Origin of the sequence: Pseudomonas atacamensis (assembly GCF_017167965.1) — a bacterium.
GTDB classification, from domain to species: domain Bacteria; phylum Pseudomonadota; class Gammaproteobacteria; order Pseudomonadales; family Pseudomonadaceae; genus Aquipseudomonas; species Aquipseudomonas atacamensis.
Genome location: NZ_CP070503.1, coordinates 69,603 through 84,039, shown reverse-complemented (window position 1 = coordinate 84,039; position 14,437 = coordinate 69,603). Strand labels below are relative to the sequence as shown.

General features: G+C 61.1%; 13 protein-coding genes. 8 read left to right on the top strand and 5 right to left on the bottom strand.

All coding sequences use genetic code 11. The features are described from left to right. Window positions 1-272: 272 nt before the first annotated feature. The 7 genes from JWU58_RS00410 to JWU58_RS00380 all read left to right on the top strand — a co-directional run bounded on the left by JWU58_RS00410 (window position 273) and on the right by JWU58_RS00380 (window position 8,167). Window positions 273-1,931 (top strand): Na/Pi cotransporter family protein, encoded by a 1,659-nt coding sequence (locus tag JWU58_RS00410; protein ID WP_206421313.1) that lies wholly within the window; start codon window positions 273-275, stop codon window positions 1,929-1,931. Between the two features lie 175 nt (window positions 1,932-2,106). Then, complete coding sequence (locus JWU58_RS00405; protein WP_206421312.1) at window positions 2,107-3,501, top strand: M16 family metallopeptidase; 1,395 nt, start codon at window positions 2,107-2,109, stop codon at window positions 3,499-3,501. Window positions 3,502-3,572: 71 nt separating this feature from the next. After that, on the top strand, window positions 3,573-4,601 hold the full coding sequence (locus tag JWU58_RS00400) for a DUF5924 family protein (protein ID WP_122705410.1): 1,029 nt from the start codon (window positions 3,573-3,575) through the stop codon (window positions 4,599-4,601). Window positions 4,602-4,655: 54 nt separating this feature from the next. Then, window positions 4,656-5,804, top strand: coding sequence for an ABC transporter permease (locus tag JWU58_RS00395; protein ID WP_125917009.1), 1,149 nt, complete (start codon window positions 4,656-4,658; stop codon window positions 5,802-5,804). Continuing rightward, entirely contained in the window at window positions 5,801-6,604 is an 804-nt protein-coding gene (locus tag JWU58_RS00390; protein WP_206421311.1) for an ABC transporter ATP-binding protein, read from the top strand. The genes JWU58_RS00395 and JWU58_RS00390 overlap by 4 nt, the downstream gene beginning before the upstream one ends. 1 nt (window position 6,605) lies before the next feature. Next, a complete protein-coding gene (locus JWU58_RS00385) occupies window positions 6,606-7,544 on the top strand; it encodes an MlaD family protein (protein WP_016772359.1) in 939 nt (312 codons plus the stop codon). After that, window positions 7,541-8,167, top strand: a complete 627-nt coding sequence (locus JWU58_RS00380; RefSeq protein ID WP_206421310.1) for an ABC-type transport auxiliary lipoprotein family protein — start codon at window positions 7,541-7,543, stop codon at window positions 8,165-8,167. The genes JWU58_RS00385 and JWU58_RS00380 overlap by 4 nt, the downstream gene beginning before the upstream one ends. 115 nt (window positions 8,168-8,282) lie before the next feature. On the opposite strand, the gene JWU58_RS00375 is transcribed toward JWU58_RS00380, so the two are convergent. The 5 genes from JWU58_RS00375 to JWU58_RS00355 form a co-directional block, all read right to left on the bottom strand. Beyond that, window positions 8,283-9,512, bottom strand: a complete 1,230-nt coding sequence (locus JWU58_RS00375; RefSeq protein WP_122880234.1) for a nucleoside recognition domain-containing protein — start codon at window positions 9,510-9,512, stop codon at window positions 8,283-8,285. A gap of 110 nt (window positions 9,513-9,622) precedes the next feature. After that, window positions 9,623-10,954 (bottom strand): glutamate/aspartate:proton symporter GltP, encoded by a 1,332-nt coding sequence (gene gltP, locus JWU58_RS00370; RefSeq protein ID WP_024014978.1) that lies wholly within the window; start codon window positions 10,952-10,954, stop codon window positions 9,623-9,625. A 713-nt stretch (window positions 10,955-11,667) separates the two neighbouring features. Then, on the bottom strand, window positions 11,668-12,132 hold the full coding sequence (locus JWU58_RS00365) for an inhibitor of vertebrate lysozyme family protein (protein ID WP_016772356.1): 465 nt from the start codon (window positions 12,130-12,132) through the stop codon (window positions 11,668-11,670). 2 nt (window positions 12,133-12,134) lie between these two features. After that, window positions 12,135-12,299, bottom strand: a complete 165-nt coding sequence (locus tag JWU58_RS00360; protein WP_003177151.1) for a DUF1328 domain-containing protein — start codon at window positions 12,297-12,299, stop codon at window positions 12,135-12,137. Between the two features lie 74 nt (window positions 12,300-12,373). Beyond that, window positions 12,374-12,658, bottom strand: coding sequence for a hypothetical protein (locus JWU58_RS00355; RefSeq protein WP_016772355.1), 285 nt, complete (start codon window positions 12,656-12,658; stop codon window positions 12,374-12,376). A 428-nt stretch (window positions 12,659-13,086) separates the two neighbouring features. Between JWU58_RS00355 and algB the strand changes: the two genes are divergently transcribed. Next, window positions 13,087-14,433 (top strand): sigma-54-dependent response regulator transcription factor AlgB, encoded by a 1,347-nt coding sequence (gene algB / locus JWU58_RS00350; protein WP_206421309.1) that lies wholly within the window; start codon window positions 13,087-13,089, stop codon window positions 14,431-14,433. Window positions 14,434-14,437: the final 4 nt, after the last annotated feature.

Genomic DNA, 14,437 nt, shown 5'->3' with positions numbered 1-14,437 from the left:
ACGGAGCGCCAGTCGACAACAATGTTGGCTGGCCCACCGCTTTCGCGAGCAGGCTCGCTCCCACGTTGTTTTGGGCAACACAGTGGAATGCATGTCGGATGCAGTGGGCGGATGCATCTGTTTTCATGACACTTTTGTTTCAATCCACGCTTTAGCTGTGCAATGCTGGCGCCGAGACCGTTAGCCAACTACAGCTTAAGTATCAAGAACGTAGAAACCGCGCGGTGCCGTCCATTTGCCCCTCTGGGGCGCTGCTACTACAGGGGGTCTGCATGCTCACCCTGCTCAATCTGTTGTCCGCCGTCGCCCTGTTGATCTGGGGCACGCACATCGTCCGAACCGGCATCCTGCGGGTTTACGGCACCAATCTGCGACATGTCATCGGCCAGAACATGTCGAAGAAATGGCTGGCGTTCATCGCCGGTATTCTCGTCACCGCCATGGTGCAGAGCAGCAACGCTACGGCGATGCTGGTCACTTCGTTTGTCGGGCAAGGTCTGATGGCGCTGACCCCGGCGCTGGCGACCATGCTGGGCGCCGATGTCGGCACCGCACTGATGGCGCGGGTGCTGACCCTCGATCTGTCGTGGCTGTCGCCGCTGCTGATTTTCCTCGGGGTGATTTTCTTTCTGTCGCGCAAACAGACGCGGCTCGGGCAGATGGGTCGGGTGTCGATCGGGCTGGGGCTGATCATTCTCGCCCTGCAATTGATCGTCGAGGCCGCCGCGCCGATTACGCACGCGCAAGGGGTGAAGGTGATTTTCGCCTCGCTGACCGGCGACATTCTTCTCGACGCCCTGGTCGGCGCGCTGTTCGCGATGATTTCCTACTCCAGCCTCGCCGCCGTGCTGCTCACCGCTACATTGGCCGGGGCTGCGGTGATCAGCTTGCCGGTGGCGATCGGTCTGGTGATTGGCGCCAACATCGGCAGCGGCATCCTCGCGTTCATGAGCACCAGCATGCAGAACGCCGCCGGCCGCCAGGTTGCGCTGGGCAGTCTGTTGTACAAACTGATCGGCCTGCTGCTGATCATCCCGGTGCTCGACCCGCTGGTGCACTGGATCGACGGCCTTGATTTCAGCCCGCAGGAAATGGTCATCGGCTTCCACCTGCTCTACAACACCGCGCGCTGCCTGATCCTGCTGCCCAGCGTCGGGCCGATGGCGCGGCTTTGTGCGTGGCTGCTGCCAGAGCGGCCGGAGGTCAACGGCGCCGCCAAACCGCGCCATCTCGACCCGACCGCGCTGGTCACTCCGAGCCTGGCGCTGGCCAACGCCGCGCGGGAAACCCTGCGCATGGGCGATCTGCTCGACAACATGCTCGATGCTTCCCTCGATGTGCTGCGCGGCAAGCAGACCGCCGTCACGCAGGAGATGCGCCGCCTGACCGATGACGTCGAAGCGCTGTACAGCGCGATCAAGCTGTATCTGGCGCAGATGCCCCGCGAGGATCTCGGCGAGCACGACAGTCGGCGCTGGGCCGAGATCATCGAACTCGCGATCAACCTGAAGCTCGCCGCCGACCTGATCGAGCGAATGCTGCGCAAGATCCAGCAGCAGAAGACGTCGCAGCGCCGTTCGTTTTCCGAAGAGGGCCTGGAAGATCTTGCCGGGCTGCAACAGCAACTGATCGCCAACCTGCGCCTGGGCCTGTCGGTGTTTCTCAGCGGCGACCGCGAAAGCGCGCGGCAGTTGTTGCGGGAGAAACGCCGCTTTCGTGCGCAGGAACGGCGTCTGGCCCATGCGCACGTCAGCCGTTTGCAACGCAAGGTCGTGCAGAGTCTGGAGACCAGCTCGCTGCATCTGGAGTTGATCGCCGACATGAAACGGCTCAATTCGTTGTTCTGCAGCAGCGCCTATGTCGTGCTGGAAACGGCGGACACCGGCGCGCTGGCAGTGGATGACATGGCCGACATTACGCATTCGCCTTGAACGTCTGGGGCTGGGGCCAGTCAGTTACAGTGGTTCAGCCTTGAGACCGTCATCGCTGGCAAGCCAGCTCCCACAGGGTTTTGTGAGCGCCGCAGATCCTTATGGAACTGGCTTGCCAGCGATGGGGCCCTGACTGACGACACGGATCTCCAAATCAGCCGTATGGAAGCCTGTTATGCGTTGCCTGTTGTTCGCCTGTCTGTTGCTCGGTTCCCTCCCCGCCTTTGCCCTGGATCGGTTTCAGGTCGAAGGCTATGCGCTGCCCAACGGTTTGCAACTGATGCTCAAGCCCGGCACCGAGCGTGGGCATGTGGCGATCCGGCTGGTGGTCGGCGTTGGCCTCGATGACTTCGATTGCGACGAAAAAGAGCTGCCGCATTTGCTCGAACACCTGCTGTTCAGCGGTATCGATGCCACTGGCGAAGGTGGTCTGGAAGAGCGCATGCAGGCGCTGGGCGGTGACTGGAATGCCTTCACCAGCAACGCCGACACCACGTTCGTCATCGAAGCCCCGGCGAAAAACCAGCGCAAGGTGCTCGACCTGCTGCTCGCGCTGCTGACCCAGACTCGCATCGACGACAACGCAATCAACGCCGCCAAACGCGTGGTCGAGCGAGAGGACGGCGGGCATTACACCAAGCTGCAACGTTTCCTCGACCGTCAGGACCTCGGTCATACCGCGAGCAATCAACTGGCTGTCGAGCTGGGACTGAAATGCCCGCAGCGTGCCGAAGTCGGCCATCTGACCCAAGAGCAATTGGAGAAGGTGCGCAAGGCCTGGTACGCGCCGAACAACATGACCCTGATCGTCGTGGGCGAACTCGACAAACTGCTGCCAGCCTATCTCGAGCGTACCTGGGGTGAGCTGGAGCCGGTCGAGCCTACCGAACACCGGGCGCTGCCGGACATCCGCACCAGCGCCGCCCATGAACGCACCCTTACCCGTGGCTTTATCGGCGACAGCGCCAAGCTGCACTGGCTGGTGCCGGAACCGGTGCTCGACGATCAGTACGACCAGACGTTCGACATTCTCAAGGATTACCTCGACTGGGCGCTGTACCGGCAGATTCGCCTCAACCACGGCTTGTCGTACGGGCCGTGGGCCGAGCGCGAAGTGTTCGGCGGTGTCGGCTTCATGAGCCTCAACGCTGACCTGGATCGCGATGACGTCGACGAAGCCATCCAGGTACTCGATGACCTCAAGGCCGACCTGCTGAAAAACGGCCTCGACCCGAGCACCTTCGCCCGCATCAAACAAGCCGCCATCGCCCACCAGGCCTGGGCCGTGCAGGGCAACAGCGCGCTGGCGGACTATTACTGGAGCGCGCTGGCCGACTATCAGGATGGCCGCTTTGCCAATCCCGCGCGGGAGCTGCAAGGGGTGACGCTGGAAGCGGCGAACAAAGCGATGCGCGAGCTGTTGCTGCAGCCGGGGTATATCCGGATCGAGAAGCCTTTAATCAGTGATGATCAGGTGTTGTGGCTGGCTGCAGGTGGGGTGGGTCTGGTGCTGCTGATGTTGATCGGCTGGCGTGTGTATCGCCGCCACAAAATTGCTGGAAGCCATTAATCCTCTGGTGAGTGAGCACTTGTGGCGTTAACCTTTCCGGGATTTTCCCCATATCGTCGTGAACCGCCAAAATGCCAAAACTGACCCTCCTTATCCAGCGCCTTCTCGAGCTGATGAAGCGCTACCCCGGGTTGATCGCGGCGGGTGGTTTCATTTCCGGGGTCGGCAGTTTCATCCTCGTCGATCGCCAACAGGGGCTGGCCAGCTGGATCACGGTGATCATGCTGCTCAGCTGGATCTGGCTGATGCTGGAAAACACCCTGACCGGGCTGTTCACACGGATTTTCAAGCGCGAGATTCCCCAGCCGCTGCTGCGCTACGCGACGCAGATGATCCATCAGGAAAGCCTGTTTTTCGTTCTGCCATTCTTCTTCATCACCACCACGTGGAACAGCGGCCAGTTTGTCTTCACGGGGCTGCTCAGCGTTGCTGCACTGATCTCTATCGTCGATCCGCTGTACTACAAATGGCTGGCGCCACGGCGCTGGGCGTTTCTCGCGCTGCACACCCTGACCCTGTTCGCCGCCCTGCTCACCGCGCTGCCGGTGATCATGCACCTGACCACCGCGCAGAGTTTCAAATGGGCGCTGGGGATTGCCGTGCTGCTGTCGTTCCCGAGCCTGGCATCGATCTTCCCGATCCGCACGGTGCGCAATGCCCTGGCGATTCTGTTCATCACAGTCGGCATCGGCGGCGTCGGTTGGGCGCTGCGTTCGTGGGTGCCGCCGGCAACGCTGTGGATGACCGACGTGGCGATCAGCACGCAGCTGCAGGATCGCACCCCCGGCGCCAGCCTCGAAACCGTCAGCGCCGAGCAGATCCGCAGCGGCGGGCTCTACGCCTACACCGCGATCAACGCGCCGCGCGGCCTCGATGAGCGGATTTATCACGTGTGGACCTTCAACGGCAAAGAGGTCGACCGCATCGCCCTCGACATCCATGGCGGGCGCAAGGAAGGCTACCGGGCGTGGACGCACAAGCAGAACTTCCCCGGCAACCCGGCGGGCAAATGGCAGGTGCGGGTGTTGACCGAGGACGGGCAGTTGATCGGCGTGCTGCGTTTCGCAATCACCGACAGCACACCGGCCAAAGAAAAGTAATCCGGTTCGTGCTATTACGTAGGATCTCGTAACGGCCGTACAAGCACGGAGCTTATGACCAGCAGCCCAACCCCCGGCAGTGCCCACCTGGATACCGCGCTCAGCCCTGCCCGCTTGCGGGTCAGCGGCGACTGGACGCTCGCCCACTACACCGCGCTCAAGCATCTGAGCGAAAAGCTCCGCGGCCAGTACGACGCCAATACTTCCATCGATCTGAACGGCCTCGGCGCCCTCGACACCGCCGGCGCCTCGTTGCTGGTCGAACTGCTCGGTTCCGAACGCTTGGGCAAAACCGCCGAGCACCCTGACTGTACACTTTCAACGGCCGACCGCGCCTTGCTGCAAACCGTGTATTGCTCACTGAACGATTTCTGCGTGCCGGTCAAGGAGCCGGAGGTCAGCGTCAGCGTGCAACTGCTGACGCGCATTGGCCGCGCGGTGGACAAGGTCTGGACCGACACGCTGCAACTGCTCGGCTTCGTCGGCCTGATCCTTGAAGTCATCGCCCGTGGGCTGTTGCGGCCCCAGCGCTGGCGCATCACGCCGATGATCGCGCACATCGAGCAGACCGGCCTCGACGCCGCGCCGATCGTGGCCCTGCTGACGTTTCTGGTCGGCGCGGTGGTGGCGTTTCTCGGCGCCACAGTGCTGGCCAGTTTCGGCGCGACGATTTTCACCGTGGACCTGGTCGGCTTCTCGTTCCTGCGCGAATTCGGCGTGTTGCTCACGGCGATCCTGATGGCCGGGCGCACCGCCAGTGCTTTTACCGCACAGATCGGCTCGATGAAGGCCAACGAAGAAATCGACGCGATCCGTACTCTCGGCCTCGACCCGATCGAATTGCTGGTGGTGCCGCGCGTGCTGGCGCTGCTGGTGGCGCTGCCGATGCTGACGTTTCTGGCGATGCTCTCGGGGATCGTCGGTGGCGGTGTGGTCTGCGCAGTGTCGCTGGACATCTCGCCGGCGATGTTCCTCTCGCTGCTGCAATCGGACATCGGCATTCAGCATTTTCTGGTCGGGCTGGTGAAGGCGCCGATCTTCGCCTTCCTGATCGCGGCGATCGGTTGCCTGGAAGGTTTCAAGGTCAGCGGCAGCGCCGAATCGGTCGGCGCGCACACCACCTCCAGCGTGGTCCAGTCGATTTTCGTGGTGATCGTGCTCGATGCGGTGGCCGCGCTGTTTTTCATGGAGATGGGCTGGTGAGTCGTCTACCCCGCGCGCCCTCGGAGGCGGTGATCGAAGTCCGTGGCCTGTGCAATCGCTTCGGCCCGCAGAGCGTGCACGAAAACCTTGATCTGGACGTGTACAAGGGCGAGATCCTCGCCGTGGTCGGCGGCTCCGGTACCGGTAAATCGGTGCTGCTGCGCAGCATCGTCGGGCTGAATCGGCCAAGCGAAGGCATGGTCAAGGTCTTCGGCCAGAACCTGCCGAATCTGCCCGAGCATGAGCGCTCGCTGATCGAAAGGAGCTTTGGTGTGTTGTTCCAGAAGGGCGCGCTGTTCTCGTCGCTGACCGTGACCGAGAACGTCGCCCTGCCCCTTATCGAACACGCCGGCCTCAGCCGTCACGACGCCGAGCACCTGGCGGCGGTGAAACTGGCGCTGGCCGGGCTGCCGCTGTCGGCTGCGGACAAATACCCGGCGTCGCTGTCCGGCGGCATGATCAAGCGTGCGGCGCTGGCGCGGGCCCTGGCGCTGGATCCGGACATTCTGTTTCTCGACGAACCCACCGCCGGCCTCGATCCGATTGGCGCGGCGCAGTTCGATCAATTGATCCTGACCCTGCGTGATGCGTTGGGTCTGAGTGTGTTTCTGGTCACCCACGACCTCGACACGCTGTACACCATCACCGATCGCGTGGCGGTGCTGGCGCAGAAGAAAGTGCTGGTCGCCGGCCCTATCGACGACGTCTCGGAAACCGCCGACGCGTGGATTCACGAATACTTCCACGGCCCGCGCGGCCGCTCGGCGCTGGACGCCGCCAAACAGCTCAACGAGGTCTGATATGGAAACCCGAGCCCATCATGTGTTGATCGGCCTGTTCACGGTGATCGTCGTGGCCGGCGCCCTGCTCTTCGGCCTGTTTCTGGCCAAATCCAGCGTCGACACCGAGTTCAAAGACTATGAAGTCGTATTCAACGAGGCGGTCAGCGGTCTGTCCAAGGGCAGCTCGGTGCAGTACAGCGGGATCAAGGTCGGTGACGTGGTCAGCCTGCGCCTCGACCCGCAGGACCCGCGCCGGGTGCTGGCGCGGATTCGTCTGGCGGGCGATACGCCGGTCAAGGAAGACACCCAGGCCAAGCTGGCACTGACCGGCATCACCGGTACCTCGATCATCCAGCTCAGCGGCGGCACACCCGAGAGCCCGAAACTGCGCGGGCATGACGGTAAGCTGCCGACGCTGGTCGCCTCGCCCTCGCCTATCTCACGTCTGCTCAACGACAGCAGCGACTTGATGACCGGCATCAGCGCCCTGCTGCAAAACGCCAACCACATGTTCTCCGCGGAAAACGTCGAGCGTGTGAGCAAGACCCTTGCCCATCTGGAACAGACCACCGGCACCATCAACGACCAGCGCGGCGACATCAAACAAGCCATGCAGCAACTGGCGACCGTCGGCAAACAGGCCGGCAGCATGCTCGAGCAGACCTCACTGCTGATGCGCAACGCCAACGGCCTGCTCAATGATCAGGGCAAGCAGGCCTTGGGCAGCGCCGAACAGGCGATGAAGTCGCTGGAGCAAAGCAGCGTGACCATTAACGGCTTGCTCAGCAAAAACCAGAATTCGCTGGATAACGGCATGCAGGGCCTCAACGGCCTGGCCCCGGCGATTCGCGAACTGCGCGAGACGCTGACCTCGCTGCGCGCCATTTCCCAACGGCTTGAGGCCAACCCCAGCGGCTACCTGCTGGGCAGCGACAAGAACAAGGAATTCACCCCATGAAGCTGACTCGAATCGCCCTGCTCGGCGCTGGCCTGACCCTGATCGGCGCGTGCTCGATCTTGCCCAAGTCGGAACCCTCGGACGTCTACCGCCTGCCCGCCGCGCAAGCGCCCGCCTCGGCCAGCCCGGCGGCGACGCAGTCGTGGTCGCTGCGCTTGAATAAATTGCAGGCCAGCGAAGCACTGAACCGGCCGAGCATTGCCGTTATCCCGCAGGGCGATGTGATCAGCAGCTACAAAGGCTCGCGCTGGAGCGATCCGGCGCCGGTGCTGCTGCGCAATCGCCTGCTCGATGGATTCCAGCGTGACGGCAGAGTGACGTTGCTGAGCACCGACGACAGCAACTTCCAGGCGGATCTGGAACTGGGCGGCAGTTTGCAGGCGTTTCAGACGGAATATCAGGGCACCCAGGCCGGCGTCGTGGTGCGGGTCGATGCGTTGCTGGTGCGCGGCTATGACCAGCGCATCCTCGCCAGCCGCCGTTTTGAAGAGCGCCAGCCGTTAAGCGATGTTCAGGTGCCGGCGGTGGTCGCCGGGTTTGGCCAGGCCAGTGATCGCCTCACGGCCAAGGTTGTGGTCTGGGCCGTGGAGCAAGGCCAGAAACTCGCCCCGCAACCCCGCTGACACACCACAGCTCCTGTGGGAGCGAGCCTGCTCGCGAAAGCGGTGTATCAGTCACTTAAGCGTTGACTGACACTCCGACTTCGCGAGCAGGCTCGCTCCCACATGGGAATTTTGCTCAGCCGAAGAACCAGTAGCAGACCCCGATAGCGCCCACCACACCGGCGAACTCAGCCAGCAACGCACACCCGACCGCGTGCCGCGCGCGCTGAATCCCCACCGCGCCGAAGTACACCGCCAGCACATAGAACGTGGTTTCGGTACTGCCCTGCACCGTCGCCGCGACCAGCGCCGGGAAGCTGTCGACGCCGGAAGTCTGCATGGTCTCGATGAGCATCGCCCGCGCGGCGCTGCCGGAAAACGGTTTGACCATCGCCGTCGGCAGCGCATCGACGAAGCGCGTATCCCAACCCGCCCACTCGACCAGATGGCGAATGCCGTCCAGGCCGAAATCCAGCGCACCAGAGGCGCGCAGCACGCCAACCGCACAGAGCATCGCCACCAGATACGGCAGCAAGTTTTTCGCCACATCGAAGCCTTCTTTCGCGCCTTCGACGAACGCTTCGTACACCTTGACCTTGCGCAGCGCGCCGATCAGCAGAAACAGCATGATCAGGCCGAACAGCGTGAGATTGCCGAGGATCGACGACAATCCCGCCAGCGCTGTCGCGGAAAGCGTGCCGAGCAGCGCCATGAAGCCGCCAAGGATCAGCGCGCCGGGCAGCAGATAGGCGAGCACCACCGGGTCCCAGATGCGCAGGCGTTGCATGAAAGCTACGGAGAGAAAACCGACGATAGTCGAGCAACTGGTCGCCAGCAGAATCGGCAGGAACACCAGCGTCGGATCCGGCGCGCCTTGCTGGGCGCGGTACATGAAGATGGTCACGGGCAGCAGGGTCAGCGACGAGGCGTTGAGCACCAGAAAGAGGATCTGCGCGTTGCTGGCGATGGTGGCGCTGGGATTGAGCTCCTGCAACGCTTTCATGGCTTTCAGGCCAATCGGCGTGGCGGCGTTGTCCAGGCCGAGGCCGTTGGCGGCGAAATTCAGCGTGATCAGGCCAAGGGCAGGGTGGCCGGGCGGGACTTCCGGCATCAGCCGCAGAAACAGCGGGCCGAGGACCTTGGCCAGCCACTCGACGATCCCGGCCTTTTCGGCGATGCGCAGAAAGCCCAGCCACAGGGTGAGGGTGCCGAATAGCAGCACCATGACTTCGACCGACAGCTTGGCCATGGCGAAAATGCTTTCCACCATCGCCGCGAAGATCCCGGCGTTGCCGCCGATCAGCCACTGCGCCAGCGCCGACACGGCTGCAACGATGAAGAAGCCAAGCCACAGGCCATTAAGCATCAGTCAAATCCCCCGAAGAATGCGGCGAATGATAGCGGGGTCGCCAGAAACGACAAACCCCGGATTGCTCCGGGGTTTGTTGGTGGGGCTCGCTCCCACAGGGTTTCGCATCAGTTCTTGGAAATTTCGCCAGCCGGCAGTTTTTCCTTGCTGCGCCAGTGCGGCAGGGAGTTCCAGTAGCGCTCGCCCTTGGCGTCGTCGTACATGCCTTCCCAGCGCGCGATAACCAGCACTGCCAAGGCATTACCGATCACGTTCAGTGCGGTACGCGCCATGTCCATGATGCGATCGACACCGGCGATGAACGCCAGACCTTCCAGCGGGATGCCAACGCTGCCCAAAGTGGCCAGCAGCACCACGAAAGACACGCCCGGTACGCCGGCGATACCTTTAGAGGTGACCATCAGCGTCAACACCAGCAGCAGTTGCTGGCTGATCGACAGGTCGATGCCATACAGCTGGGCAATGAAGATCGCCGCGATCGACTGGTACAGGGTCGAGCCGTCTAGGTTGAACGAGTAACCGGTTGGTACCACGAAGCTGCAAATGGCTTTCGGCGCGCCGTAGGCTTCCATTTTCTCGATGACACGTGGCAGCACGGTTTCCGAGGAGGCGGTGGAGTAGGCCAGTACCAGCTCATCCTTGAAGATGCGCATCAGCTTGAGCACCGAGAAGCCGAACAGCTTGGCGATCAGGCCCAGCACGACGAAGGCGAAGAAGGCGATGGCGACGTAAACCAGGATCACCAGTTTCGCCAGCGGCAGCAGCGAGGCGAAGCCGAAGTTGGCCACGGTCACCGCGATCAGTGCGAATACGCCGATCGGGGCGTAGTTCATGATCATGTGGGTGACCTTGAACATGCTTTCCGAAACGCCCTGGAACATCTTCACCAGCGGCTCGCGCAGGTCCGACTGCAGGCTCGACAGGCCGAGACCGAACAGTACGGAGAAGAAGATGATCGGCAGCATTTCGCCGCGAGCCATGGCCGCGAAGATGTTCGACGGGATCAGGTTGAGGATGGTTTCGATGAATGCATGTTCATGCTGCACTTCGGCGGCGGTCGCCTGGTACTTCGAAATGTCGACCGTGCCCAGGGTGCTCATGTCGATGCCGGTGCCCGGATGGAACACGTTGGCCAGCACCAGACCGACAACGATGGCGATGGTGGTGACGATCTCGAAATAGATGATGGTCTTCAGGCCGATACGCCCGAGTTTCTTGGCGTCGCCGACGCCAGCGATGCCGACGATCAGCGAGGAAATGACGATCGGGATCACGATCATCTTGATCAGACGGATAAAGATATCGCCTGCCGGTTGCAGGACGTTGCTGATCCACCAAGCCTTTTCAGCACTGAAGTGGTTGAGCAACGCACCAATTGCAATCCCCAGAATCAGACCGATGAGGATCTGCCAGGCGAGGCTGATTTTTGCCTTCTTCATTATCTTTACCCTTACTTGCGTTTGACTCAGGCACATGCAGGAACTGGAACGCTCATCAGCGGAAAAGTCTGTGCATCTGCCTCCGTATAAGGTGCCCCGAAGCGCGTGTTTACGGCTCTTCGGCAGGCGAAAAAAGGCGCAACTATTCCGATGCAAGGTGGCGCCGTCTAATGCCGTAAACGCCTACCCTATGCCTAATCGGCATGAGCTTTTTCATTTGAAACTGGCGTCCCAAGCGGTTCGATTGTGACATTTGTGCCAGCATAAGTGCCGTCAACCGGCCGTTACAGCGTAGGCTGGTTAAATTTTGCACAGGCAAAACCGGCGGAAATTTCCGGAAAAAGTCTGAATCGCAAGACTAGAAGTCACACGGAACGAGCGCGATCTTTGTCGATATACGGTCGCCAGGAAACACCGCGAAATGTTTTCCTCGCAGTGTCGACGATTGAAAAAAGGAATTTGGCGTGCTGGATCAATGTTTTAGCGGATTCAAAGCCCAGCGCAGATTCGTCAGACCACCGGGTCGACGAACCTGCGGCGCAGCTTTTACCCTGACCCGGCCCTTGCGCAGGTACTCCCTGTACCCGTAGGTCACTCCGACCCTGTATCAGTCAGAACATCCCGGCCCCCTGGTCATGCACCGACCCTCATCGGGCGGTGCAATGGAAAGCAGCGGGGCGCTGCATTCGTGTTCGAAACCTTTGCGTCCTGCGTCAGTACCACTTCGGATCTTTCTTCAGGGTTTCCATCAGCAGATCCTGCATGCCCTGATCAGGTTTGCCGAAGAAGCGATAAGTCGCGTGTCGCGTCGGCGACTTGTCCTGCGGCAGACCTTCCGGCACATCGACCAGCATGGCGTAGGCGTCATCCTTGTCGAAGCTGAAGGCCACGATCAAACGGTGATTCAGGCACTTGTCCTGACTCTCGCAGAGCGGGCCGACCAGATACTGATCGCCATCTTCCGTAACGGCATGCATCTGTTGTTCGGAGGTGCCGGACAGGTTGATCACCCATTCCGGTACGCGCTCTTCCTTTTTGATCACGCCTTCCCAGGTTTCACGGTACTGCGCGTCGGAGGCGAGCAGTTCGTTGACCCGGGTCTGGCCGTCATTGGCCGCCATGGCCATGGCACTGCCGCCCAGAAGCAGGGCGGCGGCCAATGTCTTGAGACCGATCATCGTTAACCTCGGCCGCGACGGCCAAAGAAGAAGGAAGCGATGAACATCACCAGGAACACGACAAAGAGAATCTTGGCGATACCCGTGGCGGTGCCCGCGATACCACCGAAGCCCAGAACGGCGGCGATGATGGCAATGATCAAGAATGTAATTGCCCAGCTCAACATGGTGATTCTCCTTACTTCTCTATTTAGGGGTGTTTCCGGTTTCCGGCGCTACGCGCCTGAATGTGTTCAAAGGCTTAGAAAACCCAGCGCTCTTCCCGTGGCAATTGATCCAGCGGTTGCGCCTGGTCGACATCGATCATGTGCATCGAAGCGTTTTCAACCTGGCTGCTGCTCACGGCACTGAAGTGCGTTTGAGTGCTGTGCTGCATCGAAATCAGTGGCTCGGGTTTACGGCTGTTTTCCCAGCTCATGTACTGCTGGCAAACGATCAGGGTGATCAGCAACGCCAGTACACCGAACAGACCTTGCTGGATCTGCAGTGGCGAAATACGTACTTGGGCGGCGATTGGGCGAGTCATCCTGTGTTCCTCACGCTTGTTCGGTTGGGGCAGTGCTGTTCTGCCCGGGCTGAGTGAGGTATTGCAGCCTGCATGCCAGTTTTTTCATCTGTGAAAAAACCAATGAAAACAATGAGTTATGCGTGGTTGAGAAATTTCCTAAGACGCATCCTGCACGATGGCTCTTCTGCGGTCGTGCGCAATGCACGATTATTTCGTGGGAAATTTCGATGATATGGAATTGCTACCGGTACGCAGATGTCAGAAGAGGACGCAGGATGTGCCCTGCCAAACGCAGAATGTTTTAAAACTCAACGAAATCAATGAATTGGCCGTTATGGCAGTAGAGAGCTACCCTCCTATGGCTGGTATCGTTCAGAATCAACCATGCAACTTGCCCGATTTTTCCGGGACTAACCCAAGACTAATCACTATGGAGCGTAGGAAAAATGGAATCTGCCACTGAGCAACAAGGCCGCATTCTGCTGGTGGACGATGAATCCGCCATCCTGCGTACGTTTCGTTATTGCCTCGAAGACGAAGGCTATACGGTAGCCACCGCCAATAGCGCGGCCCAGGCCGATGCTTTGATGCAACGTCAGGTCTTCGATCTGTGCTTCCTTGATTTGCGCCTGGGCGAGGACAACGGTCTCGACGTCCTCGCGCAGATGCGCATTCAGGCGCCGTGGATGCGCGTAGTGATCGTCACCGCCCACTCGGCGGTCGACACCGCGGTTGATGCCATCCAGGCTGGCGCCGCCGATTATCTGGTCAAGCCGTGCAGCCCTGATCAACTGCGCCTGGCCACCGCCAAGCAGTTGGAAGTGCGCCAGCTCTCCGCACGCCTTGAAGCGCTCGAAGGCGAGATCCGCAAACCGAAAGACGGTCTCGATTCCCACAGCCCGGCGATGAAAGTCGTGCTGGAAACCGCACGGCAGGTCGCAAGCACCGACGCCAACATTCTTATCCTTGGCGAGTCCGGTACGGGTAAAGGTGAACTGGCCCGTGCGATCCACGGCTGGAGCAAGCGCGAGAAGAAATCCTGCGTCACTATCAACTGCCCGTCGCTGACTGCCGAACTGATGGAAAGCGAGCTGTTTGGCCATAGCCGTGGCGCGTTTACCGGTGCCAGCGAAAGCACGCTGGGTCGGGTCAACCAGGCCGACGGCGGCACGCTGTTTCTCGACGAGATCGGCGACTTTCCGTTGACGTTGCAACCCAAGTTGCTGCGTTTCATTCAGGACAAGGAGTACGAGCGGGTCGGCGACCCGGTCACTCGCCGCGCCGATGTGCGCATCCTTGCCGCCACCAACCTCAATCTCGAAGACATGGTCCGCGACGGCCGTTTCCGCGAAGACCTGCTCTATCGCCTCAACGTCATCACCCTGCATCTGCCGCCTCTGCGCGAGCGCGCCGAAGACATCCTGACCCTCGCCGATCGGTTCCTTGCACGTTTCGTCAAAGAGTACGCACGCCCAGCGCGCGGCTTCAGCGATGAGGCGCGCGAAGCGCTGCTCGGTTATCGCTGGCCGGGCAATATTCGCGAACTGCGCAACGTGGTCGAGCGGGCCAGCATCATCTGCCCGCAGGAACGCGTGGAAATCAGCCACCTGGGCATGGCCGAGCAACCGGCCAACAACGCGCCACGGGTCGGCGCGGCGCTGAGCCTGGACGAGCTGGAGAAAGCGCACATCGGCGCGGTGCTGGCCACTGCCGGTACCCTGGACCAAGCGGCGAAAACCCTTGGCATCGACGCCTCGACCCTGTATCGCAAACGCAAGCAGTACAACCTGTGAGCAC